Origin of the sequence: Mucilaginibacter pineti (genome assembly GCF_900101875.1) — a bacterium.
In the GTDB taxonomy this organism is placed as follows: domain Bacteria; phylum Bacteroidota; class Bacteroidia; order Sphingobacteriales; family Sphingobacteriaceae; genus Mucilaginibacter; species Mucilaginibacter pineti.
The window spans coordinates 181,373-207,069 of record NZ_FNAI01000009.1 but is presented as its reverse complement, the minus strand read 5'-3'; the positions used below and the strand labels follow the sequence as shown (position 1 = coordinate 207,069).

General features: G+C 42.6%; 24 protein-coding genes. 16 read left to right on the top strand and 8 right to left on the bottom strand.

Annotated features, from left to right (window positions below):
• Positions 1-22 precede the first annotated feature (22 nt).
• Both BLS59_RS19270 and BLS59_RS19265 read right to left on the bottom strand, forming a co-directional pair.
• A complete protein-coding gene (locus BLS59_RS19270) occupies positions 23-799 on the bottom strand; it encodes a GDSL-type esterase/lipase family protein (RefSeq protein ID WP_091151603.1) in 777 nt (258 codons plus the stop codon).
• 160 nt (positions 800-959) lie between these two features.
• Entirely contained in the window at positions 960-3,080 is a 2,121-nt protein-coding gene (locus BLS59_RS19265) for a prolyl oligopeptidase family serine peptidase (protein WP_091151601.1), read from the bottom strand.
• A gap of 289 nt (positions 3,081-3,369) precedes the next feature.
• On the opposite strand from BLS59_RS19265, the gene BLS59_RS19260 reads away from it, so the two are divergent.
• Positions 3,370-4,140 (top strand): hypothetical protein, encoded by a 771-nt coding sequence (locus tag BLS59_RS19260; protein ID WP_091151599.1) that lies wholly within the window; start codon positions 3,370-3,372, stop codon positions 4,138-4,140.
• Between the two features lie 82 nt (positions 4,141-4,222).
• Here the strand turns inward: BLS59_RS19260 and BLS59_RS19255 are convergent, their stop codons facing one another.
• A complete protein-coding gene (locus BLS59_RS19255; RefSeq protein WP_091151596.1) occupies positions 4,223-4,567 on the bottom strand; it encodes a hypothetical protein in 345 nt (114 codons plus the stop codon).
• 196 nt (positions 4,568-4,763) lie between these two features.
• Here BLS59_RS19255 and BLS59_RS19250 point away from each other — a divergent pair, with 196 nt between their 5' ends.
• The 11 genes from BLS59_RS19250 (at position 4,764) to BLS59_RS19200 (ending at position 14,746) form a co-directional block, all read left to right on the top strand.
• On the top strand, positions 4,764-5,522 hold the full coding sequence (locus BLS59_RS19250) for a UDP-2,3-diacylglucosamine diphosphatase (RefSeq protein WP_091151595.1): 759 nt from the start codon (positions 4,764-4,766) through the stop codon (positions 5,520-5,522).
• Between the two features lie 233 nt (positions 5,523-5,755).
• On the top strand, positions 5,756-6,829 hold the full coding sequence (prfA, locus tag BLS59_RS19245) for a peptide chain release factor 1 (protein ID WP_091151593.1): 1,074 nt from the start codon (positions 5,756-5,758) through the stop codon (positions 6,827-6,829).
• Positions 6,830-7,118: 289 nt separating this feature from the next.
• Entirely contained in the window at positions 7,119-8,066 is a 948-nt protein-coding gene (locus BLS59_RS19240) for an FAD:protein FMN transferase (RefSeq protein WP_091151591.1), read from the top strand.
• A gap of 194 nt (positions 8,067-8,260) precedes the next feature.
• Positions 8,261-8,617, top strand: a complete 357-nt coding sequence (locus BLS59_RS31665; RefSeq protein ID WP_091151590.1) for a hypothetical protein — start codon at positions 8,261-8,263, stop codon at positions 8,615-8,617.
• 27 nt (positions 8,618-8,644) lie between these two features.
• Positions 8,645-9,523 (top strand): hypothetical protein, encoded by an 879-nt coding sequence (locus BLS59_RS19230; protein WP_091151588.1) that lies wholly within the window; start codon positions 8,645-8,647, stop codon positions 9,521-9,523.
• 12 nt (positions 9,524-9,535) lie between these two features.
• On the top strand, positions 9,536-10,219 hold the full coding sequence (locus tag BLS59_RS19225; protein WP_091151586.1) for a response regulator transcription factor: 684 nt from the start codon (positions 9,536-9,538) through the stop codon (positions 10,217-10,219).
• 3 nt (positions 10,220-10,222) lie between these two features.
• Positions 10,223-11,557, top strand: a complete 1,335-nt coding sequence (locus BLS59_RS19220) for a sensor histidine kinase (protein WP_091151585.1) — start codon at positions 10,223-10,225, stop codon at positions 11,555-11,557.
• Between the two features lie 349 nt (positions 11,558-11,906).
• Positions 11,907-12,587 carry a YiaD family glycine zipper/OmpA-like lipoprotein gene (locus BLS59_RS19215; protein ID WP_091151583.1) on the top strand — a complete coding sequence of 227 codons (681 nt, stop codon included), beginning with the start codon at positions 11,907-11,909 and terminating at the stop codon, positions 12,585-12,587.
• Positions 12,588-12,954: 367 nt separating this feature from the next.
• A complete protein-coding gene (locus tag BLS59_RS19210) occupies positions 12,955-13,341 on the top strand; it encodes an HYC_CC_PP family protein (protein ID WP_091151581.1) in 387 nt (128 codons plus the stop codon).
• 78 nt (positions 13,342-13,419) lie between these two features.
• Positions 13,420-13,920, top strand: coding sequence for a heavy-metal-associated domain-containing protein (locus BLS59_RS19205; protein ID WP_091151579.1), 501 nt, complete (start codon positions 13,420-13,422; stop codon positions 13,918-13,920).
• 25 nt (positions 13,921-13,945) lie between these two features.
• Complete coding sequence (locus BLS59_RS19200; protein WP_091151577.1) at positions 13,946-14,746, top strand: hypothetical protein; 801 nt, start codon at positions 13,946-13,948, stop codon at positions 14,744-14,746.
• Between the two features lie 90 nt (positions 14,747-14,836).
• On the opposite strand, the gene BLS59_RS19195 is transcribed toward BLS59_RS19200, so the two are convergent.
• Complete coding sequence (locus tag BLS59_RS19195; RefSeq protein ID WP_091151575.1) at positions 14,837-15,751, bottom strand: hypothetical protein; 915 nt, start codon at positions 15,749-15,751, stop codon at positions 14,837-14,839.
• A gap of 349 nt (positions 15,752-16,100) precedes the next feature.
• Between BLS59_RS19195 and BLS59_RS19190 the strand changes: the two genes are divergently transcribed.
• A complete protein-coding gene (locus BLS59_RS19190) occupies positions 16,101-17,666 on the top strand; it encodes a glycoside hydrolase family 10-like protein (RefSeq protein ID WP_091151573.1) in 1,566 nt (521 codons plus the stop codon).
• 532 nt (positions 17,667-18,198) lie between these two features.
• Here BLS59_RS19190 and BLS59_RS19185 read toward each other — a convergent pair.
• Together BLS59_RS19185 and BLS59_RS19180 are read right to left on the bottom strand one after the other, a co-directional pair.
• Positions 18,199-19,470 carry a peroxiredoxin family protein gene (locus BLS59_RS19185; RefSeq protein ID WP_240315282.1) on the bottom strand — a complete coding sequence of 424 codons (1,272 nt, stop codon included), beginning with the start codon at positions 19,468-19,470 and terminating at the stop codon, positions 18,199-18,201.
• Positions 19,471-19,489: 19 nt separating this feature from the next.
• Complete coding sequence (locus tag BLS59_RS19180) at positions 19,490-20,629, bottom strand: acyl-CoA dehydrogenase (protein ID WP_091151569.1); 1,140 nt, start codon at positions 20,627-20,629, stop codon at positions 19,490-19,492.
• Positions 20,630-21,034: 405 nt separating this feature from the next.
• Between BLS59_RS19180 and BLS59_RS19175 the strand changes: the two genes are divergently transcribed.
• Together BLS59_RS19175 and BLS59_RS19170 are read left to right on the top strand one after the other, a co-directional pair.
• On the top strand, positions 21,035-21,277 hold the full coding sequence (locus tag BLS59_RS19175; RefSeq protein WP_091151567.1) for a helix-turn-helix domain-containing protein: 243 nt from the start codon (positions 21,035-21,037) through the stop codon (positions 21,275-21,277).
• Between the two features lie 85 nt (positions 21,278-21,362).
• Positions 21,363-23,420, top strand: coding sequence for a M13 family metallopeptidase (locus BLS59_RS19170; RefSeq protein WP_091151565.1), 2,058 nt, complete (start codon positions 21,363-21,365; stop codon positions 23,418-23,420).
• A 68-nt stretch (positions 23,421-23,488) separates the two neighbouring features.
• On the opposite strand, the gene BLS59_RS19165 is transcribed toward BLS59_RS19170, so the two are convergent.
• The gene (locus tag BLS59_RS19165) at positions 23,489-24,748 is read right to left on the bottom strand and encodes a hypothetical protein (RefSeq protein ID WP_091151563.1); all 1,260 of its coding nucleotides are present in this window, start codon (positions 24,746-24,748) and stop codon (positions 23,489-23,491) included.
• An 85-nt stretch (positions 24,749-24,833) separates the two neighbouring features.
• The gene (locus BLS59_RS19160) at positions 24,834-25,211 is read right to left on the bottom strand and encodes a VOC family protein (protein WP_091151561.1); all 378 of its coding nucleotides are present in this window, start codon (positions 25,209-25,211) and stop codon (positions 24,834-24,836) included.
• A 130-nt stretch (positions 25,212-25,341) separates the two neighbouring features.
• Here BLS59_RS19160 and BLS59_RS19155 point away from each other — a divergent pair, with 130 nt between their 5' ends.
• The gene (locus tag BLS59_RS19155; protein WP_091151559.1) at positions 25,342-25,686 is read left to right on the top strand and encodes a carboxymuconolactone decarboxylase family protein; all 345 of its coding nucleotides are present in this window, start codon (positions 25,342-25,344) and stop codon (positions 25,684-25,686) included.
• Positions 25,687-25,697: the final 11 nt, after the last annotated feature.

Below are 25,697 nucleotides of genomic sequence, written 5' to 3'. Positions count from 1 at the left end.
AAAACTTTTTTTATCATGGCGGCTATCGCAACTTTTTCACAACCCTATCGATCGCCTTACCCCAAAATTCACCTAATGATACGGCGCCTGTCTTATTAGGGTGCAGGTAAAATATGCCTTTCTGGCCGTTTTCGGGAACAAGCTCGGTAAGGTGATGTTTTTTGAAATAGCGGAATGCTTTTTTATCGCCCACAAAAACATGTTTAGGATTAGTTGCTGTGTAACTGGCTGCAAGGCTATCCAGCTTGGGAATGTAACTTTGCAGCCTCGATAAACCCTCCTGCAAATATTTTGAACCATTATAAGTATTAGGGCTATACCAGATAGGGTGCTGCAACACCACAACAGCCTGGGGAAAATCGGCCAGTAGTTTATCTATAATGGTCTTTACGTTTTGGATATAGGTATCGGGAGCTACCGGCGCGCCGTGGGTTCCCTGTATGGCGCTATCATTGGTACCCAGTTTCATGGAGAAGATGAGCAGGGCCTGTTTATCGTTAAAGGCATTTGCTGCCTGTTCAACTTTGGTAAAAGTATCGCCCTCGCCGGGTAAAAAATCAAGCGTGGTGTAACCGCTATGGCCCTGGTTGCTAAATTCAACCGTACCCAAATTGATTTGCTTACGCAGATAAGCCACCGCAGTAGCAGGCGGGGCTTCCGTAGCAGCATTGGCAAGCTGCGCGCCTTGGGTTATGCTGTTGCCAATAAAAACTATGTTGATGTTGGGCTTTTTATTCTGAGCAAAAGCGGATGTGATATTAAGCAGCAGTATGGTAGCTGCAAAAAGGTATTTTTTCATTAGTTTATTTTAAAAAGGTAGCGACTGTGTTTGTGTGTGTTGCAATGCTGAATAACACACTCCTCCCCCCCTCTCGAGAGGGGAATCGCACAAGGCCCTGTTTCCTTTATTATTCGATATTCAAATTCAGTGTTCGATATTTAATATCACACCTCAAAACCTACCACTTAATCCCCATGTTCCAAAACATAAAGGCCCATTTATCAACCTGGCCGCTGATTACCTGCGCGGTTGACTGGCCTGCACCATGACCTGCCTTGGTTTCAATGCGGATAAGTACCGGGGCAGTGCCTTTCTGGTATTCCTGCAGTCGCGCGCCAAATTTAAAGGAATGGGCGGGCACCACGCGGTCGTCATGATCGGCGGTAGTAACCATGGTGGCTGGGTAGTCCTGCGGTTTTAGGGCATGGTATGGCGAGTAGTTGTACAGGTATTCAAACATTTCTTTTGAATCTTCGGCGGTGCCGTAATCATAGCTCCAGCCTGCACCTGCGGTAAACTTATTGTAGCGCAGCATATCCATAACGCCAACGGCAGGGAAAGCTACCTTAAACAGATCGGGCCGCTGGGTAAGCATAGCGCCAATGAGCAGCCCACCGTTTGAACCGCCGGATACGGCTAAATGCTCTTTCGAGGTATATTTATTTTTAATGAGGTACTCAGCCGCAGCAATAAAATCGTCAAACACGTTTTGTTTTTTCATTTTAATGCCCTTGCGGTGCCAGGTTTCGCCGTATTCGCCGCCGCCGCGCAGGTTGGGAACGGCGTAAATACCGCCGTGCTCCAGCAAGATGATGTTTGCCGTACTAAAGGCTGGCGTAAGACTAATTCCAAAACCGCCGTAAGCATAAAGCAAAGTGGGATTTTGACCGTTCAGCACTGTTCCTTTTTTATAGGTGATAATCATCGGCACTTTGGTTTTATCCTTCGATGTATAAAAAACCTGCTTTGATTCGTAAAGCTCAGGATCAAACTGCACGCCCGATTTTTTGTACACGGTTGATTGTCCGCTGGCTATATCTAACTTAAAAATAGTTGGCGGGTATATGTAGCTGGTAAAGGTGTAATAGGTTTCCTTTTCCTCCTTTTTTGCACCAAAGCCGCCCGCCGTACCTACCGATGGCAGGGTGATGGTGCGCTCCAGTTTACCATTCATATCATACTGCTGTACAAATGAGGTAGCATCTTTAAGGTATTCGGCAAAAATTTTACCGCCGCCGGTAGTGGCGCTCAGTACATTTTTGGTTTCGGGGATAAGATTTTTCCAATGCGTAACGGTGGGTGCCGAGGCATCAACAGTTACAATTTTAAAATTGGGCGAGTAAATATTGGTAAGAATGTACAGCTTGCTGCCAACGTTATCCAATATGTGGTGCTGGTTATCGAAATTATCAACCACAGTAACAATAGGGCTACCCGGTTTGCTAAGGTCCTGTATATATAGCTCGTTACCGGTAGTTGAGGTGGCTGCGGATATCTCTAAAAAGCGCTCATCTTCGGTAAGGGATGCGCCAATATACCGGCGCGGTGTTTTATCGCCCCCAAAGATCAACTGATCGGCACTTTGCGGGGTACCCAGTTTATGGTAAAATAATTTGTGGTACTGCGTTAAGCCCGATAGCTGGCTGCCCGCCTTTGGCTTATCGTAGCTGCTATAATAAAAGCCATCAGTACCTTTCCAGGCAAGGCCGCTGAATTTTACATCGATAAGCGTATCGCCAACGGCTGTTCCGTCGCTGGTTTTTATAACGATAACCTTGCGCCAGTCTGATCCGCCTTCTGAGATCTGGTAGGCAGCCATATCGCCGTTTTTGGTAAAGTTTATACCCTGCAAAGAGGTAGTACCATCGGTCGAGAATTTGTTGGGATCTAAAAAAACCTCGGGTGTGCCGTTATCGCCAACCTGCCGGTACAGCACCGATTGACTTTGCAAGCCATCATTCTTATAAAAATAGGTGTATTTACCCTCTTTGAAAGGGGCACTGTATTTTTCATAATTCCAAAGCACCTCCAGGCGCTTGCGCATTTCTTCGCGATAGGGAATTTGCTGCAGGTAGTTTTGGGTTACTTTATTTTCGTCGGCAACCCAGGCTTTGGTATCGGTAGCCTGGTCGTTTTCCAGCCAGCGGTAAGGGTCGGGCACGGCGGTGCCAAAATAAGTATCAACGGTATCACCCTTTTTAGGCTGCGGGTATGGCAAAGTTTTAATATTCATTTGTTGTGCGTGGGTATAGCCGCAAAATAAAACAGCTAATGCAAATAAACAGGGTGTTTTTTTCATCTTGAATTAAATTACAGGAAACTAAAGATAGCTATTTGGCCTATATGCGGGCAAGCCATTTAAGCAAATAAAGGTTAAAAGTTGTTAATTTTGCCCTTTGCTGCCATTTAATTGAGCAGGGCAAGCTATATTAGCACCCGATTATAAAAATCAGGCAACCGCATTGGCGACTTTGTTTTTATCATCCCGAAGCATTCATTATAATAATGCTTTTTTTTACACGTTTGCTAAACCAGATAAACCTGTTAATTAGCAAAGTTTATATTTAAAATTGGTACAACATTACAACATGAAACAAACCTTTACATTGTTTACAGCAGCTTTTTTAATGCTTATTGCATTTAATGCCAAAGCTCAGGATAATAAAATAAGTGATGATGCCAGCGATGATGATGGCACTATAAAACTAAAAAGCTACATAAGCTTATCTGCAGGGGTATCAAACCCTTATGGCAATTTTAAAAAGGTTGATTACACCAATATGAAATCGGGCTTTGGTAAAAAAGGCCTTGTTTACGCTATTGACGGTGCTGCTTACTTTTACAAAAACTTAGGCCTGGGCTATACCGTTTCATACCAGGACCAGGGTAATTTAAGCTTCGAGGACGATCAGATCATCTCATCTGGTTACACGAATGACTTTAAAGCAGATGGATCTACCGTAACAGCCGATAAACGTTACAGAAGCATCAACGCCTTGCTTGGCCCCCAATATTCTTTGGCATGGAAAGCGCTGAGGTTTGATTTCAGGGCATCGGCAGGAGTTATCAAAAGCTTTGCTACGCCGCAAATATCTGTTGATATTACCGGCGTTCCTGAGCAGGCAGGCACATTTATACAGCAAAGTTCAAAGGCTATTGCTTTTGCATACGGCGGCAGCATAGCCATGCGCCTAAGCACCGGCGCAGGCTGGGGATTGTTTGTTAAAGGAAACTACATTAACTCTGATGGTCCTAAGCTAACTACAACCGGCCGTACAAGTACCCTTGGCCGTACGTTAACGCACCAGCCAATTACCGAAGGGCAATTAACTTTGGGCTTATACAAAGAGTTTAAATAAACAGTAACACCGCCCTAAAACGGCAGGTTACTTATCAATATTAAAAAAGGCATCGGGCAAAAACCCAATGCCTTTTTTGCATTTAATGCACCTCAAACTGCTCGGGGCGACTGGCTACAATCTCGGGCTGGTTCTTAAACATTTCAAAAACGCCGGTAACGCAAATGCCTTTGCCCTTAATATGCGGCAGATCAAGCGTGGTTTTATTGCCTTTAACGGCTATAGTATATTTTTGATGCGGAAAGGCCGCCCCCATATTAAGCAGGGTAAGGGTATCGCTTACAATTTTAAGCGAATATACGGTATCGCACAAAGTGCCGGTTTTGCCCAGGTTGGCTTTAAAATCGGCAGCGTTAAACGCATGCTGCGCTTTTGCAGCTCCTGCAAAAGCGATGAGCAATAATGCTGATAGTAATATTTTTTTCATCGTATAAATATAATTAAAGTTGGGCAATTAAGCAGCCTCAGCCCAACAGCCTCACCCCGGCCCTCTCCAAAGGAGAGGGGGCTTAAAATCCTTTTCAACAAAGCAAATCAAAAGTCCTCTCCTTTGGAGAGGATTTAGGTGAGGCTGTTTGGGGTGAGGCTTTTTCCTTTCGCGGTTAAAACGTACTTTTGCGGGTATGCCAACCCGTAACAAACTTTATTTCGCATCTGATTTTCATCTGGGGGCTGGCAGCTATGCCGGGAGCCGCGAACGCGAGGACAGGATAGTGCGCTGGCTTGATTCCATAAAAGATGATGCCGCCGAACTGTTTTTAATGGGCGATGTTTTTGATTTTTGGTTTGAATATAAAACGGTTGTGCCGCGCGGTTACATCCGTTTCTTGGGCAAACTGGCCGAGCTTACGGGCATGGGGGTAAAGCTTTATATGTTTAAGGGCAATCACGATATGTGGATGTTCAATTACTTTGAAAAGGAATTGGGCGCTACTATCATCAGCGATGAACTGAAGATAGAACGGAACGGTAAAAAGTTTTTCCTGCACCATGGCGATGGCCTGGGCCCCGGCGATGGATTTTATAAAGTTTTAAAGAATTTTTTTCGGAGCGGGTTTTGCCAATGGCTTTTTGCCCGCCTGCATCCCAATTTGGGCGTGGGGATAGCCAATTATTGGTCAGAGCATAGCCGGATAAGCCATAAGAAAAAAGAAAACCCCAAGCCTGACGAACAGGAGTGGCTGGTTACTTTTTGTCGCGAAGAACTGCAAACCAATTTTTACGATTACCTTATTTTTGGTCACCGCCATTTACCGCTTGATATTCAGCTTACCCCCCAAAGCCGTTACATAAACCTGGGCGAGTGGGTTAATTACAATACCTACGCCGTGTTTGATGGCGACAATGTTACGCTGGAATATTTTGAGCGCGTTGATAGTTAATAGATCATGGTTCATAGCCAATGACATATGTATACTATGACCTATGAACCATTTGCAAAAACAACTTACATTGTACTGAATAAATATATGCCCGGAAATGCGTAATTTTGTGCGTTTTTTGCAATGCGCCAGTAAACATAAACCCGATTAAAACGTAAAACTTTTTACAACCGGAATTACAGCAGCGCAAAGCCGCAGCATAACAACCTGCAATTGATTTTTCAAAAAAGTATATGTTAGAGAAATTAGAACTGATATTTCAACGCTGGAAAAACGTAGAAGGTGAACTGAGCAATCCTGAAGTAATGCAGGATATGAAGCGCTATGCCCAGTTAAATAAAGAATATAAAGACCTTGCCAAAATTGTTGACGAGTATAATATATACCGCAACATTATGAGCAATATTGATAGCAACAAAGAAATTCTGGCGACTGAAAAGGACGAGGAATTTCGCGAAATGGCAAAATCTGAACTGGACGAGCTGCTAACCCAGCAGGAAGAAAAGGAAGAGCAGATACGCCTGATGCTGATACCTAAAGATCCGGAAGATACCAAGAATGCCCTTGTGGAAATTCGTGGTGGTACCGGTGGTGATGAGGCTGCCCTTTTTGCGGGCGATCTTTACCGTATGTATATGCGCTATTGCGAAAAACGCGGCTGGAAAACCGAATTGGTTGACTATACCGAAGGCACAAGCGGTGGCTACAAGGAAATTGTATTTAACGTAAATGCCGAAGACGCTTACGGCACACTGAAATATGAATCGGGCGTACACCGCGTACAGCGCGTGCCAGATACTGAAACACAGGGCAGGGTACATACTTCGGCAGCATCAGTAGTGGTATTGCCCGAGGTTGATGAGTTTGATATTGATTTGCAGGTAAGCGATATCCGTAAGGATTTGTTCTGCGCGTCTGGTCCGGGTGGTCAATCTGTAAATACTACGTATTCGGCAGTAAGGTTAACCCACTTACCTACGGGTATTGTGGCGCAGTGCCAGGATCAAAAATCGCAATTAAAAAATTACGATAAGGCTTTACAGGTATTACGTTCAAGGGTTTACGAAATGGAGTTGCAGAAACACCTGGAAGAAACCTCCAAAAAACGTAAAACAATGGTATCAACCGGCGACAGATCTGCCAAAGTACGTACCTATAACTACCCGCAGGGCCGCTTAACCGAGCATCGCATAGGCTTAACCATATATAACCTGGTTGGCGTTATGAACGGCGATCTGCAGGATGTTATGGAAGCCCTGCAATTTGCAGAGAACGCCGAAAAATTAAAAGAAGGTACTGTAGTTTAAGCTTTTTAAACAACGGGCACATAAATTCAAAAAGGGTCGGTTTGCATAATAGCAAACGGCCCTTTTTTGATATTTCTACTTATTTCCCGCTTCCTTTCTCATCTTAATGTTAATTAATGTAAAATTCTGAGTATTACATTAATCGCAATCCCGTTTTCATCTTAATTTCATATAAGCCATCTAATTTAGTTTTTGTAAAGGAGTGATGTAGCGCTTTGACTGCTATTTACGTCATGGTTTTTATTGAAACCCATCACTATTTATTTTTTTGACGATAAATTTTTAATTTATGCTGGCTGTAAAAACTTTAAATAACAATTTAACTACCTACAAACGTACTTTACGTTTAATGGGCGATAAATTTGAGATTAGTGTGGTGGGGAATGATCCTTTACTTGCCGATGAACAAATTGAAATTGCTGTTGATGAAATTAACAGGGTCGAGAAATTGCTTTCGGCTTTTAGTGATGATAGCAACATTAACCAGATAAACCGCAACGCTGGTATTGCCCCGGTAAAGGCCGATGGCGAAATATTCAGGCTTATTAGCCGTGCTTTGCAAATATCTGAACTTACTTATGGCACTTTTGATATCACCTACCTTGTTGATAACAACGCCTATAATAACGATAATACCTTTGCCGGTAACCAAACTGTTAAAACCGCGCCGTACTCGGTAGTGCTTGCCAACTATCAAAATGTTGTGCTTGATGCCGCAACGCAAACCGTATTTTTAAAAGAAAAAGGTATGCGTATAGGCTTTGGTGCCAACAGTCGCGGTTATGCTGCCGACAGGGCCAAATACGTATTACAAATGAACGGTGTAAGCAGCGGTGTTATTAATGCCGGCGGCGATTTGCTTACCTGGGGTACACAACCCGATTTTGAACCATGGACCGTTGCAGCAGCCGATCCGGAGCAAAGGAACCAGCCATTTGCAGATTTAGACATCAGCAACCTGGCTTTCGCTACATCTGTAAATACCGAAAAATTTGCAAGTATTGGCAACAGACCTTTAAAAGGTAGCATCCATGCAAAAAAAGGCTTCCCGGTAAGCGAAATTAAAAGCGTAAGCATAGTAAGCCCAACAGCCGAGCTTGCCGACGCTATGGCTACACCCGTTATTAACATTGGTGTTAATGGCGGCATGTACCTCATAAACCAATTAAACCAAATTGCTTGTATCATAATTGACGATCAAAACCGTGTTTACACGTCAAAAGATATCAGCATCTGATAAATACCCCTATTTTTATAATTAAACCCTTATCCTCATTAAACCGGTAAATGTGCTTTATAAGGCGCGCTTAATTGTGTGCTTTATAAAAAAAGAAATTTAAAGCAATTGTTATCAACAGTGCTTCGCCCATTGGGTTTAACTGTTTAATTTGACCGATATTTGAATATAATTTTAAGTTTTTCTTCCTCTCAATGATAAAGTGGTTTGCGTATATTGTCCTGTTATTGATATTTGCACCCTGTTTATCATCTGCCGGCGTTAACAATAGCCGGTTTGCCCCCGTTTTTAATGATAAAAGTACATTTGTGCGGCAGTATAGCAATGCATTGGCTGATACTGCGTTATCAAAAAAGGAAAAACAAAAGCAGGAGCAGGACGAAAAAAATAAAATTAAAGAGGTAGCAAAGGCCAAACGCCAGGCAAAGCCCGAAAAGGTTGACGAAACCGACAACACCGTGCCCGCCAAGCCCAAAGCCAAACCCAAAAGACAGCGCCGGCCCGAGGGACTGGAGCGTCCGCCGGAAATACCGCGAAGAAATGGCAATTAAACAGGTTACACAATTTACCCATTATTGATGAAGTTACTTTGCTTACTTTTTTTTGTTGCCGGCAGTAATGCCTTATATGCTGCTGGGTTAAATTCAATTTCCTATACCGGTAATGATAGTCATATGGTTGCCGATACCGATACGGTTGTTAAGCGTAAGCAATCCCTGTCTGTAGGGATCAATTATGGCAGCGATGCACTTTTCTTTGGTCGTACCGGGCCTATTAAATATCCTTTTTTTAACGGCGATATTATTTATAATTCAAAATCGGGCTTCTTTGTTTACGGCTCGCTGTTAAAGGTATTAGGTTATGCCCCTGTTGATGAAGTAGATGTAGGCGGCGGATATTTTTATAGATTTTCAAAATCATTTACCAGCACGGCAAGCTATACCCGTTTTATCTTTAATAAAAACGCCAACGTTATAAAATCGGCATCAACAAATGATATCAACGTAAAAAACTCATATGATTGGCACCTGTTTAAAACAAGTGCTATTGTTGATTACCTTTTTGGCAAATCCAACGATATATTTTTAACAGTAACCAACTCCAAATACTTTGAAAGCAGCTGGAGTGTTTTTGACGATAAGGATTTTCTGTCGCTTAACCCATCCTTTAACTTTATAATGGGTACCCAGAATTTTGTACAGCGCTATTCTTTTGATCACCGTTTTCAGCACCAGGAAATAGATAATATATACGTACATAACGACCCTTACCTGGCCAATTACAACCGCAAGTTTAATATGCTTAATTACAGCTTTAAAATACCGCTTGCATACAACCGGCCGCATTATACGCTGGAAGCCTCGTGGCGGTATTCTATCCCCGTAAACGTGGAAGGCATACTTCAAAATCGCAAGGAATCATTTTTTAACTTTACCTTTTATTACGTTTTTTATTAAGCCGGTACATATATGAACGTATTGATCATAGAAGACGAAAAAGCCCTTGCACAGGAACTGGAAATATTTTTAACCAATTACAATTACATCTGCGAGGTTTGTTTCGACGGGGCATCGGCATCTGAAAAAATTGCTACCAACTTGTATGATTTTATACTGATAGATCTGGGTTTACCGGATTACGACGGCCTGGATCTGCTGAAGGAAGCCAAGCGTAATGAATCGGAGGCGGCCTGTATTATCCTCACCGCCCGCGCCGAAATAACCGACCGTATCAAGGGCCTCGACCTCGGTGCCGATGATTATTTGCCCAAACCTTTTTCGTTACTGGAATTGCAAAGTCGTATGCAGGCCATCATTCGCCGTAAGTTTGGGGTAAAAAATAACATTATTGATTTAAGCGGCTTTTTGATTGACCTCAGCAACCGCACCATATCATACGGGCACAGTGTGATAAACACCATCACCAAAAAGGAATTTGACCTTATAGCGTATTTAATTTTACACAAAAACCGCACACTTACCCGCATGCAGCTAAGCGAACATATTTGGGGCAGCGTGGTTAATAATGATTACGACAGCAACTATATAGACGCCCACATAAAAAATATCCGCAAAAAATTAAATGCCTTTGCCTCGCCCGATTGGCTGGAAACCGTACGGGGGCTTGGCTATAAAATTAAGATCAACGCCTAAGTATTGAAACTCAGAACAAAACTTACGCTTTTTAACGCCATATCAAAACTGGTGATCGTAGTACTATTTGTATTGCTGGTACCCGTATTGATAAAAAATATCACCAGCAACTATGTTGATAGCAAGCTCATCAAACAAAAAAACAAGCTGCTGCAAATAGTAAAAAGCAAAGGCATTGAAACCTATATAGAAAACGGCGAGGGCTACGGAAGTTACCTGCCGCTTAAAGACGAATACATTAGTTTGGATGAGGTTGACCCCAACTTTTTTTTAGATACTATAAAAAGGGGCAAGCGTTTATTCAGCGAAGGCGATACGCTGGAATACCGCATTCTGAGCCACACCTTTAAAGTAAAAAATAAAAACTACCTGCTGGAAATTGGCAAAAGTGTGGATACGCTTGATGAAACCAGTATTCCGCTGCAAAACATTGCTTTCCAGGTATTACTGGGGATGATATTGCTTACCATCCTGGCCGATCAGTTTTACTCCAACTACGTGCTTAAACCGTTGAGGCTGATCATAAAAACCAAGCTGGTTGGGCAAAAGTTCCCCAATTTTCAGTCGTACCGCAAAGTGCGCACCACCACGTCGGATTTTGAGCACCTCGATCTCAGCATCCACACCATGATTGAAACCATTGCCGATAAATTTCATAAAGAGCGGGAGTTTATTTCCAATGCATCGCATGAGTTAATGACGCCCATATCTATCCTGCAATCAAAAATTGAGAACATGTTTGAGGAAGAGGATATTAACGACGACCTGAAGGTGCGGCTGCTGGAGATGCAAAAGATCCTGAACCGGCTAAAAAGCATTACCAAAACCCTGCTGCTGATATCACAAATAGAGAACGAACAGTTTTTGAAGGAAGACAAAGTGTCGGTTAGTGAATTGCTGCAGGATGTTTATGACGAAATTTCTATTCGCCTGCAGGATAAAAACATCGACTACGAGATGTCAATGCCCGAAAGCTGGCAGATGATCAACATTAATAAATTTTTGCTGTTTAACCTGTTTTTTAACCTTATTAATAACGCCATTAAGTACAATAAAGAGGGCGGCTCTATAAAAATAGTGGGCGTGGCGGTTCATGATAAATTCCTGATAAGCATAACCGATACCGGGATAGGTATTGATGCTGATGCTATACCGCTGATATTTAACCGCTTTAAAAAATTCAGACAATCATTACAGCAGGATAGTTTTGGCCTTGGCCTGCCCATTGTAAAATCAATTGCCGCCTTTCATGATATCGAAATTGATGTATCGTCAGAAAAAGATATCGGCAGCACATTTAAACTCATTTTTCCGGCTACTTTAATAATTGTGAATTAGCCTCACCCCAGCCCTCTCCAAAGGAGAGGGAGCTGAAAATCATTTTCAGCAAAACAAATCAAAAGGCCTCACATTTAAGAGGATTATTACGTGAGGGCTTCGCCGTTTAGGTGAGGCTATGAGGCTTCCTTTCCCCATTTGTAACCAAACCGTTACTTTACTGTACTAAAAACAAGTCGGTGTATGGCATTTTTTGCAAATGGCAGGTCTGGGTTGCGCAATCCACTTTCGTAAATATTAAAAAATTAAAGCTACAGTAGGTAATTGGCCCCTTTTATATATAATAAGTTCAAATGCGGTATTTGGCATTTGCTTTGCAAACAGGTATAAAAAACATATCATAATTATTATGAAATCTCTTAAAATCAAAGTAGCTACTTTAAGTATAGCTTTAGCATCATTAGGCATTATCGGTTCGGGCTGTAACTCATTAACCAAAACACAAAAAGGTGCCGCAATTGGTGCGGGTGCGGGCGGTACAGTTGGCGCTTTAATAGGTAAAGCCGCAGGAAATACTGCTTTAGGTGCAATTATAGGTGGCGCTGTTGGTGGTACTGCTGGTGCATTCATTGGCCGGAATATGGACAGGCAAGCTGCCGAAATTAAACAAACCGTGCCGGGTGCAACAGTAACCCGCGAAGGTGAAGGTATTTTGGTAAAATTTGATTCGGGTATTTTGTTTGATACCAATAAATCAGATCTTAAACCTGCTGCACAATCTAACCTGCAAAACCTTGCAGCATCATTGCAAAAAAACCCTGAAACCAATATTTTAATTGTTGGCCATACAGATAACACCGGTTCTGACGCTTACAACATGGATCTGTCTGTTCGCAGGGCCGAATCTGTGAAATCATATATTGTTGCTGGCAACGTTGCCGCAGCACGTTTACAAACCCAGGGTAAAGGCGAGTCTGAACCAATTGCAGATAATACTACAGTTGACGGACGTTCACAAAACCGCAGGGTTGAAATTGTAATTGTTGCAAACTCTACAATGAAACAACAAGCAAAACAAGCTGCTCAATAATAAATAGTTAATATAATAAGATCAAGTTAATTTTTAAGAACCCGGCCAGCAAGGCTGGGTTCTTGTTTTTTATGGCAGTAGCGTTAGTCCAGCAAAAACAATAAATAAAAAGTTTGTCATTTCGAAACGAGGTACGAGTGAGAAACTATCTCTTGAGCGAAAGCGAAAAATCTTATACCCCTTTGTATGCAGACTGTATTTATCCGATATATATTAAGTATAAGATTTCTCTTTCGCACCACACACAGCCCATCTCGCTCTATCGAAATGACAAAATTCTATAAAATTCAATTTTACGAACACTTAGAGAATAATCAACCGATAAAAACATTTTGTAATCAACAAGTTAATAACTTATTTTTGCAATATGCTGAAAAGATCAGGAGCCATATTGTTAACCATGCTGTACACCGTTACAGTGCTGGGCTTTGCTCTTAATCTGCATTATTGCGGCACCCATGTTGCATCGGTAAAAATTAATTCGCCGGCCATTGGCTGCGATATGCCTAAAACCAGCAAAATGAAATGCTGCAAGGATAGCCAGCTACAGGTAAAGGTAAAAGACGCCCACCAGGCCGAACCTGCATCTGTTTTGGCAAAGCTGTTTGGGTTTGAGTTGTCGCGCCTGCCATTCAGCAACATCTTCTTTACGGCGCCGCATAACACAATCGAAAAACTTTTCGACCGTGCCCCGCCCGATGTTCCCCGGCAAAGTATCGCATCTTTTATTAAAAATTGTATTTTCCGTATCTGATCGTCATTAATTGTAAGCACCATTACCCTGGCAATTACCAGGCGTAGTTTATTTTCCAACAATTAATTCAACGATCAAATGAAAACCATTAAAATATTCATTCTTATATTTTGTGTAACTGTTAGCGCCGCAAAGGCCCAGTTCACCAAAGCCGAATTACAGGTTAGCGGCCTTACCTGTGCACTATGTGCAAAATCTACCGAAAAGGCATTACGCACACTGCCATTCATAGGCGATATTAAAACAGACCTCGAGCGTAATTTATACCTCATTACCTTTAAAAGCAATGCGCCCGTAAACCTGGAGCTCATCAGCAAGAAGGTGCAGGGAGCAGGTTTCTCAGTAAATAACCTTAAAGCCACTTTTAACTTTGATAACACCAAAGTTGCCAATAACAATTTTAACTACGCCGGCGATACCTACAGGTTGTTGAACGCCCCTAACAAATTACTTAACGGCAATGTTGATCTTACCGTGGTTGATAATGGTTTTGCGCCAAAGGCGGTATCAAAAAAATACCTGGGCCAGGTTACGGATGCAACCCCGGCAAGCGGTCGTGTTTATCATTTAACTATATAGATAGCCCCATTAAATTCCCATTTTTATGAAGACTATCTTATTGGCTATTTGCCTCACGCTTTTGGCATGCCCGCTATTTGCGCAGGAGCTGTATGTAAATACCGAACCCGCCAGCAACATGGCCACCGGATCATTAGGCTTGCGCCTGGAGAACCAGGGCTTTTTTAAAACCGGCCATAAAAACCGCAGTACCTTTGAAGCCATGTATGGCGTTAGCCGCCACCTGATGGTGCATGGTTCGGCCTACGTATCTGATTATTACAGCAACAATCAGCATTTTGAAGGTGGCAGTGTATATGCCAAGTACCGTTTCCTATCTATTGATACGGTGCAGCGGCATTTCAGGGGCGCTGTGTTTGCCAAACTGGCCAGCATCAACAATCCCCTGCCCAACCAGGAAATATCGTTAGAGGGCGATAATTCGGGCCTGCAAAGCGGCGTGGTGTTCACCCAGCTGCTGCACAAGCTGGCGTTATCCGGTTCGGCGAGTTATTTGCGGGCTTTCGATAACCGCGGGGGATATGATCTACCGACATATCAGGCTAAAAACGCGGCGGCTTACACGCTATCGGCCGGTTACCTGCTGTTCCCTAAAAGCTATCGTAACTATAGCCAGGTAAACGTTAATATTTATGCCGAACTGCTGGGCAAAACCAACCCCGGTAAAGGGCAAAGCTACCTGGATGCCGCACCGGCCGTTCAGTTTATTTTTAACAGTGTTTGCCGGGTTGATCTTTCTTATCGCACCCCGCTTTATAACGATATGATCCGCAACAGCCGCAATATGTATTTGATAAGGCTGGAGTATAATTTCTTTAACCTGTAACAATCAGCAAAGCAAAAGCCCTGTTCCGTTTACCGGAACAGGGCTTTTTAGCCTCACCTAAATCCTCTCCAAAGGAGAGGACTTTTGATTTTATTTAAGCGTGAAACCTGTTTTGCCCATGGTACCGCCATCTGCATAAAGCAATACGGTATAGGTACCTTTTTGGAAAGGCGCAGGGTTAACCCAATCAATAGTATACTGGGTGCCATCATCCTTAAAATCAATAGATGTTTTATAGGTGTATTGCAGGTCCTGACCATCGGCGCTGAAAGTACCACCATCTGTAGGGGTGATCAGGTTGCCGGTTGGGTCAATAATGCGGATATAAATATCATGCAGATCCTTAGTAGCTATACTGTTGCTGGCCACGGTAAAGTTGATCTTGATTTTTTTGGCCGGACTGGCGCGGGTTACGTCAACCTCTTTGCCGCTGCTTTTAATTTTGTAGGCCACTATATTTGATGTTGCCAGCTTAAGGGCCTGCGCTACTTTAACCTTAGCATCCAGATCCTGGTTTTGCTTGGCAAGGGTATCGGCCTTTTTGGCAACGGTAGCTAAATTGCTTTTTAATGTGTCCCGCTCGGTGGTCAGCGTTGCGTTCTGTTTATGCAGTTCTTCAATATCAGCAGTGTATTTGGTTACAAAATACCTCAGCTGTTTTACATCTTCCTGCGCCTTTGAAAGTTCGGCCTTAGTGAGTTTACCTTTAGCCAGCTGGGTTCTTAATACCTGTATCTTGGCTCTCAGCGAGTCGTTTTTAGCGGTTAACTCGGTAGACATTTTTGCTTTGCCCGCGTTTACCTGCTCAACCTGTGCTTCCAGGCTATCAAGTTCGCGTTTTAACTGTGTTTGCTCATCCTGCTGTGTAACTATCCTTACATCCGACTTATTTTTTTGCAGATACAGGTACACATCGGTTCCTAATAAAGCCAACACAACCACAATCAGGAAATAAATAACATTCGAATTTTTTTTTGGTGGTTGTTGCCCGTATTGATTTTCCATAGCAATTAAATAGTTTTAGTTTTAAATACAGTTAAATGGCAAAGCTGTTTTAAAAGCCCTCATTTAACCTTGTGTTTAATTTTTACAAGCATATCTATATTAATTGATATTACCTGCTTAAAATGCGTTTTTTAGCGCGCCTAATAATTTAAGTAATTACGCTATTGAACGTAAAAAGGTTGAAAATATGATTTTATAATTAAAATGAAGGCTTTAAAATTGTATTGGCGACGGATAAAATTAAGCACAATATGCTAAAATCACAATATACATGCAAATTTTATAAAGCATAATAAAACTGCTTGCGTTTGAGTTTATATCTTTGCAGCTTTTAAGTAAATCGTTTTTGATGCATATATACCGCCACTTTATACTCCTGATAGTAACCCTGTTTACCATAACAAACGTGAGCGCGCAGCCCACCGAACCCGAAAACGCGCCGCCGCTTATTAAAACACAACCCAAGCGCGAATTTAGGGGCGTATGGATAGCTACAGTAGTAAATATTGATTGGCCAAGCAGCACAAAACTAACTACTGATAAACAAAAACAGGAATTACTAAACATCCTGAACAGCCATCAGGAAACCGGTATAAACGCCGTAATGCTGCAGGTAAGGCCCGCCGCCGATGCATTTTATGCCAAAAGCCGCGAGCCCTGGTCAAAATATTTAACGGGCAAACAGGGCCTGGGACCAAACCCGGCTTATGACCCATTGGAGTTTGCCATTACCGAGGCACACAAGCGCGGTATGGAATTGCATGCCTGGTTTAACCCGTACCGGGCCACTTTCGATGGTAATTTTGCGGCACTTAGTCCGCAGCATATCACTAAAATAAAGCCCGAGTGGTTTTTTAGCTACGGCGGTATCAAAACATTTAACCCTGGTTTGCCCGAGGTAAGAGATTATATTGTACAGGTGATATTGGATGTGGTTGATAATTACGATATAGATGGTGTACACATGGACGATTATTTTTACCCGTACCCCATTGCAGGCCAAAAAATTAATGACGAAGACACCTATGCCAAATATGGCGAAGGATATGATAACATAAAAGACTGGCGCCGTCACAACGTTGATTTGCTGATACAAATGATAGGCGACAGCGTACACGCGCATGACCCCAACATTAAATTTGGTGTTAGTCCGTTTGGGATATGGGCAAACAAGGCGCAGAATGTGGAAGGCTCTGAAACCAGCGGCGGCTCGTCATACTATGAAAACTACGCCGATTCGCGCAAGTGGATGAAAGAGGGCTGGGTAGATTATATAAACCCGCAGCTGTACTGGCCAATAGGCAACCGCGCTGCCGCATTTGATAAGTTATTGGATTGGTGGAGCAACAATACCTACGGCAGGCACCTTTACATAGGGCAGGCCGCCTATCGTATCAACGAGCGTAAAACACTGGCTTTTAAAAGTCCGTCGCAACTGCCCAATCAGATAAACCTCATCCGTAACAACCCACGGGTGCAGGGAAGCGTTTACTTTAGCTCAAACTCAGTAACCAATAATCCATTGGGGTTTACCGATTCGCTGCGCGATAATTATTACCGTTACCCGGCCCTGCCACCGGTAATGCTCTGGCGCGATTCTATTGCGCCAAACCCACCGCGCGAAGTTACCGCCAAACCCGCCCCGTTACGCACCGGTGTTATCCTCAAATGGCTTGCCCCGGCGCTGGCTAAGGACGAAGAGCCTGTTTACGGCTACGTGATATATCGTTTTGAGGATGAAAAAATAAATATCGACGATCCTAAAAATATCCTTAAGATCCAGTACAATACCGATCTTACCTTCGACGATAATACCGTACAAAAAGGCAAAACCTATTTTTACGTAATCACCGCGCTCGACAGGCTAAAAAATGAAAGCGACCGCTCGCCCACTATTGCCGTAACGGTACCTTAGCATACTTGGTGATAACATCGAATAATGAATGCTGAACTCCGAATTTCGAAGGGAATTATATTTAAATACCTTATTGACAAGTTTTGGCTAAAGCCCTTTAGTTGGCGCCCAATAACCGTTGGCTAAAGCCAACGGCAATGAAAAAAAGTTGTCATTTGGACACGAGGTACAAGTGAGAAACGCTCTCTTGAGCGACAGCGAAAAATCTTGTGCGATATACTATAAGAAGCTTGCATTCAGCAGAAGATTTCTCTTTCGCGCCACGCTTTTACCCATCCCTGCTCTCTCGATGACAAATTTTTTCTTAAATCCAATCTTCTCAATATCCTTTGGCTAAACCAACGGTAGTGAAAAACATTCCAGCACCACAAACACAGCATCTTAATTCATTGCCGTCCCATTTATGGGACGGATAAATAAACCCAAAGAAGGCTTTAGCCGAAAATTGAATTAGAAGGTAATTTCCCTATCCTCATTTCATTATTCAACATTCGAAATTCAGCGTTCGATATTCCTAAATCATTAACGTTGATTACTTCTCAGCCAGCAGATCATCGGTAAGTTTTTCAAATTCGCTTACAAATTCGGTGTAGTGTTCGCCGGTTCCAGGGCCGCTAAAGCCGGTGTGGATTTTGCGTACATCGCCATTTTTATCAATAATTATGGTAGTAGGGAAGCCAACTATTTTGGCCAGCATGGGCAGGCTTTTGGCGGTTTCAACCTTATCGCTGGTATAGCCGGTAATTAAAATGGGATACGGGATATTAAACCTGTTTTTCAACTGCTGCAATGCCTTTTGTGATTTTGCAAAATCGGTAGTGCGTTCATACGCCAAGCCAATTACCTCCACACCTTTTGATTGGTATTTTTTGTAGTAGGGCACCATAAACGCGGTTTCATCCATACAATTTGGGCACCATGAGCCCAATATCTGCACAATTACTACTTTGTTTTTATAGCGTGCATCCTGTAACGAAACTTCCTTGCCGTTAAGGTCCTTAAAAGTAAAATCTATCTTTTTAAAACCCGGTTTAAGCGCGGTGAGCGAGTAAGCATCGGGCAGTTTGGCGTTCTCGTCCTTAACCGCAGCCCAGGGCTGTATAGATGAATAACCTGCATAAAACTTGCCGTTGGCAATGGTTTGGCCATCTTTAATGGTAGCGGTAAACACAAAGGCGTGTCCGCCGTCAAAGCATGACAGGTACATTTTATCTCCGGTTACAACGCCGTCAAGGTAGCGGTAATCGCCGGTGGTGGTTAAAAAGGTGCCGGTAATTTTGGCACCGTTCTGTTTAAATTCGCCAACGGTGGTATCCCTTCCTTCGCCCTCACCAATAACTGCCGACCAGCGGCCGTGTACATTAAAAGCCGGTTTTTCTGGCGAGCTAAAAAATCGCCATGCGGTATTTGGGGTTGCAGTAAACTCCACCAGTAGATCTTTTTGCCCCAGGTGGCGCACCCAGTTTCCTTTAAGGTTGCCGCCGTCACCCAATTTCAGCTTAAATTCCGAATTAAAGAGGGGCATGTGTATAAAAACCGAATCGCCTTTGGTGCTTACATCGGTTACCTTAAATCTTTCGGCGCCGTTAATAATAGCCAGTTGCTGACTGCCGGCAATATCCTTTACATCAAAATTAAAAGGGATTTCGGTGCCCGATGCTGTTTTAAGCGCGCCGCGCCACAAACCGGTTTTAAGTTTGGTTTGGGCCGATGTCGTCTGCAACAAACCGGCGAAAAATATAGTGGTTATGATGATCTTATAGCTCATGGAAAAATAGTCGACTAATTTTGTATACTTTATCAAAAGTATGAAAACAAGTTAACTATTTCAAAACCTCGCGCGAAATGACAATTCTTTGAACTTCGGATGTGCCCTCATATATCTGCGTTATTTTGGCATCGCGCATCAGGCGCTCTACATGGTACTCCTTTACAAAGCCGTAGCCGCCATGAATCTGTACGGCTTCAATGGTAGTACGCATAGCCACTTCAGATGCAAAGAGCTTGGCCATTGAACTGGCTTGGGCATAAGGTTGCCCATGATCTTTTAACCAGGCGGCTTTTAGGCACAACAAACGGGCGGCCTCAATTTCGGTAGCCATATCAGCCAGTTTAAATTGAATGGCCTGCAAATCGGCAATGGTTTTGCCAAATGCCTTGCGTTCTTTTGAATAGGCCAGGGCCAGTTCATAAGCGCCGGATGCAATACCCAGCGCTTGTGCCGCAATACCTATCCGGCCACCCTCAAGCGTGCTCATGGCAAACTTAAACCCAAAGCCATCATCGCCAATGCGGTTTTCTTTGGGCACCTTTACATCGGTAAACATCAGCGAATGCGTATCTGACCCGCGAATGCCCATTTTATTTTCCTTTGCGCCTACGGTAAAGCCCTCCATTCCTTTTTCAACAATAAGGGCGTTTATGCCGTGGTGCTTTTTGCTGGCATCGGTTTGGGCAATTACCAGGTAGGTTGATGCCGAGTTGCCGTTGGTTATCCAGTTTTTGGTGCCGTTAAGCAGGTAGTGGTCGCCCATATCAACAGCGGTGGTGCGCTGCGATGTTGCATCAGAGCCAGCCTCGGGTTCCGACAGGCAAAAGGCGCCTATCACTTCGCCCTTGGCAAGGGGAATAAGGTATTTCTGTTTTTGAAATTCGCTCCCGTATTTTTCCAGCCCGTAGCATACCAGCGAGTTATTTACCGATACCACAACTGAGGCCGAAGCGTCTATTTTAGAAAGCTCCTCCATCACCAGCACATATGATATGGCATCCATACCGCTGCCGCCGTACTGGGGCGCTACCATCATGCCTAAAAAGCCCAGCTCGCCCATCATCTTAACTTGTTCGGCCGGAAACTTCTGGTGCTCATCGCGTTCAATTACACCGGGTTTTAATTCTTGTTGGGCAAAATCACGCGCTGCCTGGCGTATCATTAACTGCTCTTCGGTAAGTGTAAAATGCATGGTATATTTTAAAGCATAAATATAGCAATTGCTATGCGTGCATAGCAAAAAATGTTTAACAAAAAAAAGAGAGCCGTTTTCGAAGCTCCCTTTCCCCTAATTAATTTAAACTATTGATTAAACCCAAAACAAAGAACAAAAAATCTCAACTTGGGCGTCTGAGAATTCAAAAAAAATGTTTTTCACAGGTAGGTGATTTAATTTTTTCACAGATTTCATGCAGGGCGAGTAACTCTAAACAAATTTATTGCCACAAATATTTATTACTGTATATTAAAAACCAAAAATAATAAACGTTGTTTAAACGCTTATTATTTTTGGTTTTTTTAACGTACATTAGTTTTAGTTTGTAATTTATTTTCAAGCCCGCGTATCAACCAATTTATATATTAGCCCAATTACATTATGTTACTTACTGATTTTGAATACCTTAGTAATTCTGACGAGGCATTTAAGAAAAAAATTGCTTTGCAGATAAAAAATTTACGACGGCAAAATCAAGTTACACAGGAAAAATTTTTTGGCGAAACAAACATTAATATTGCCCGGCTGGAGTCTGGAAAGATTGATATAAGGCTGGATACCCTGCGCAAAGTTTGTTATTATTTTGATGTTTCACTGGCGGGTTTTTTCCAGGGGATATATTAAATACGTTATTTGGGGTTAAATTGCTGTCAAGGAATCCTTTTTTTTATACAGTTAATGTATTTTATTTAATACACCGTTCAATTTTATGATCAAAAAACATTCAGTTAACGCAATTTTAGCGGCATCATGTGTATCGCTGCTGCTGGCCGCATGCGGCGGCGAGGATAAATCAAAAATTTATGCCGAAAACGACCCGGTGATAAAAAACATGGATACCACCGTAAAACCTGGCGATGACTTTTTTAAGTATGCCAATGGCGCCTGGCTTAAAAAAAATCCCATCCCCGGCGCATACTCGTCCTGGGGTATAGGTAACGTAGTTGAGGAAGAACTGCGCAACCGCATGAAAAAGATAAATGAAGATGCCGTTAAAGCCAACGCCCCCAAAGGCAGCAACACCCAAAAAATAGGCGACTTTTATTTCAGCGGTATGGATACCGTATCTATAGAAAAGCTGGGCATTTCGCCGTTAAAAGACGAGCTGGATAAAATTGACAAGATAACTGATATAAAAAGCCTGGTACAAGCATTTGCCCACTTTAAAACCATAGGGGTAGAAACCCCCATTGGCGCTTATCCGGGGCAGGATGCCAAAAACAGCAATAAAATAGTTTTGCAGCTGGGCCAATCTGGCATAGGGCTGCCCAACCGCGATTATTATTTTAATACCGATGCGCACAGCGTTGCCATCCGTACAGATTATCAGCAAAAACACCTGCCCACTATGTTTAAGCTGGGTGGATTACCTGCCGATGCTGCCAATGCCGCCGCTAAAAAAACCTATGCGTTAGAAACCTTTTTGGCCGATAGCAGCCGCAAACTGGAAGACCTCCGCGATCCGTACCACAACTACAACAAAATGCCGCTGGCCGGGCTAAGCAAACTTGCGCCCGATGTTGACTGGAAAGCAACATTTGAGCAAATGGATTACAAGAACGTTGACACCGTAATTGTTGGCCAGCCCGAGTATTACCGCGCATTTAATAAAGCGCTGCATACTTATACCATTAACGATTGGAAAAACTATCTGCGCAAAAACCTCATTACCAGCTTCGGATCTAACTTAAGCAAGCCATTTGATCAGGAACTTTTCAGGTTTTATGAAATGGTTTTAAGCGGCAATAAAGAACAGCTGCCCCGCTGGAAACGTGTGCTTGATGAAGAGAACGGCTTAATGGGCGAAGTATTAGGACAGATCTTTGTAAAGGAATACTTTCCCGAAAAAACCAAAGAGCGCTACGTAAAACTGGTGGAGGTAATGCGCGCCAGCTTTAAAGAACATATTGAAAAACTGGAGTGGATGAGCCCCGCAACCAAAGAAAAAGCGTACTACAAACTGGGCAAGGTAATGCCAAAGGTTGGCTATCCGGATAAATGGAAAGATTTTTCGACCCTGGAGATAGACCGCGGACCATATGTATTAAACGTTATGCGCGCCAACAACTGGCATCATAAATTCAGCGCGGCCAAACTGGGTAAACCTGTTGACCGTACCGAGTGGGGGATGACACCGCAAACCTACAACGCCTACTACAATCCATCAAACAACGAAATTGTACTGCCTGCCGGTATTTTTACTATCCCCGGGTTCAAGGACGAAAATATTGACGACGCCGTTATATACGGCTATGCCGCCGCATCAACCATTGGCCATGAAATGACACATGGCTTTGATGATGAAGGCCGCCAGTTTGATGCCGAGGGTAATTTAAAGGCCTGGTGGCAACCGCAGGATTCTGTTAAGTTTACGCAGCACGCGCAAATGCTTGTTAACCAGTTTAACGGATACAGCATTTACGGCTTGCACGTAAACGGTAAAGCAACCCAAGGCGAAAACATTGCCGATTTAGGCGGTATAGTTATTGGTTTGGATGCGTTTAAAAAGACAGATCAGTATAAAGAAGGAAAATCTATTAATGGCCTTACGCCATTGCAGCGGTACTTTTTGGGCTATGCGCTGGGCTGGCTTGGGCAGGAAAGGCAGGAATCCCTATCCAGCCAGATCCTTACTAACGAACATGCGCCAGGCTTTATGCGTGTAAACGGTCCGTTTACTGATGTGCCCGAGTTTTACGAAGCCTTTCACATTAAAAAAGGCGATAAAATGTGGCTCGATCCGGATAAGCGGGTGAAGATATGGTAAAACAAAAACAGGTGCCCCAAAAGGCACCTGTTTTTGTTTTAGGGGAAATCGGTTTATAGCCAGTGTTATTATTTATTGCCAAATACGTAGTTAATGCCCACCTGATAAGCCGAAACACTTGCCGAAAACATAGTATATTGTGTAATTGATGTAGGAAGCGAGTATGCTCCATACAACTCCATGTGTTTATTAATAAGCATCCCTGCCTTAAAGGGAAATGATATATAAAACTTTTGAAATTCGGGGTATTTATTAATTATTTCTTCGGTGCCGCCGTTAATGCTGCTAATGTAATTATAGTTGTTATAGGCAGCTGTATTAAACGAAACACCAGCTCCTATAAAAGCCTGAAAATTATTGGCCGAATATATATTATACATTACCTGCGGCGAAACAGAAAGCGAATACTGCTTAAAATAAAGATCTGATTTTTTGTGGATTCCCGTAGGCTCTGTTACTTTAGTATTTGATATATTAAAATGATTAACACCGGCATCAACATTTATCCGGAGAAAAAATCTTTTTGTGGAGATGTTATCAAAGATATCTATACCGGCAGATAGCGTTGGAGATGTCTTTGTTTGGCCAACGTTATCGGCAAATGGGCCGTTATCGCCACTAAAAACAAGCTTTGTGCTTTTTGCTCCCGCCCCTGCATAATACCTTACACCCGATGTGCTGTGTGTTATTTGCTGGTCTGTACCACCGTTTATGGCTCTGAAAATTTGTACCAGATCAATTTCACGGTATTGGCGGGCTAAAATTTTTGAACCCAGCTTGCTATTTTCCGGTTGATAGGCCGATGCATATTGCGATAGCTGCGCTTTATAACCTACACCAGTTACCACAGTATTTGTCTGATCGTCCATATATAAATTATACTTCAATTCATCTATGCGTTTGCTATTATTATTAAACACGTAATACCGCACTTTCAAATCGTCTGAAAAACTAAACAAGGAGATGTGCTTTCCATTTACAATATTCTTTAAAAACACGGTATCGATACTATAAGACGTATCAGGTCGCGACGGTAAAGAAGAAACGTCGACATTATTTCTGCTCACCCTTACAATAAACTTCTTATAGTATTCCAAATTACTAACCGCAAATTCGTTTATATTATTCACCGTATAGTTTACCGGCTGCGCATCGGTACCTGGCTTAAATTTTATGGATTGTGGATTTTTTGACCATTCGCGGTAATTAATAAAACCCTTTAATGTGTCTTTATTATTATTAATAATGTACCCTGGTTTATAGTTGCTTTGCGCGTGTAGTAACGAAATAGAAAGTGATAAAAGTAGTGTTAGGTATAAAAATTTCATACATATAATTAAGGCGCAAAATTACACCTATTCCTAAATAATATTAGCAGGGGAAGAAATAAATAGCGAGCGTATTAAAGTTTGCTTACTCGTCTTCGGCAAAGGTGAGCACGTAGTTATTGTTGTCTTTTATGGAAAACTCTGTAGCGCCATAAAAAGTAGTTTCTAACCCTTTAATTACAGGAACCAGGTCTTTTATCTGTTCAAAAAATGTACGGATATTTTTCACGTTGATATATAGTAGCATGGAAGCTCCGTCTGCACGGCTTATATCAGGCAATTCATTGCCCAGGCTGGCAAAGGTTTGAAACATGAAGGTTACGTTACCTTTGGTCATCATGGCCCAAACAAAATCGGTACCGGTTTGCGGCACGGTAACCGCGAGTTCGAAACCCAACAGGTGATAAAACTTGATGGTTTCGTTAATATCCTTTACAAAAATATTGGGTGATATGCTTTCCATGGTTTTCTTATTATCCGGTAAAATTATCAATACCCGGTCAATAAAAATAGGGATTAATATTTAAAATGCTAATTTTATTGGCACAAAACCAATCATTAATTTGCTAATTTAAAACAGAACACTAACTAATATGGGAAAGCTAACAGAAGAGTTCGACGCCTATCGTACCAAAATGAACGACAGGATAATGGAAACCGCCAACACCAATATAAAACGTTTTTTTGCGCTGGATACCACCAGCTATGCCGATGGCGCCCTGGATGTAAAAACAAAGGAAATGCTTGGCCTGGTTGCCAGCATGGTACTGCGCTGCGACGATTGTATAAAATATCACCTCGGCAAATGCCATGAGGCCGGTGTAAAGCACGACGAGATGAACGAGATATTTATGATAGCCAACCTGATTGGCGGCTCTATAGTGATCCCGCACTATCGCCGCGCCGTGGAGTATTGGGATGAATTGAATGAAGCTTAAAAGCATCATCA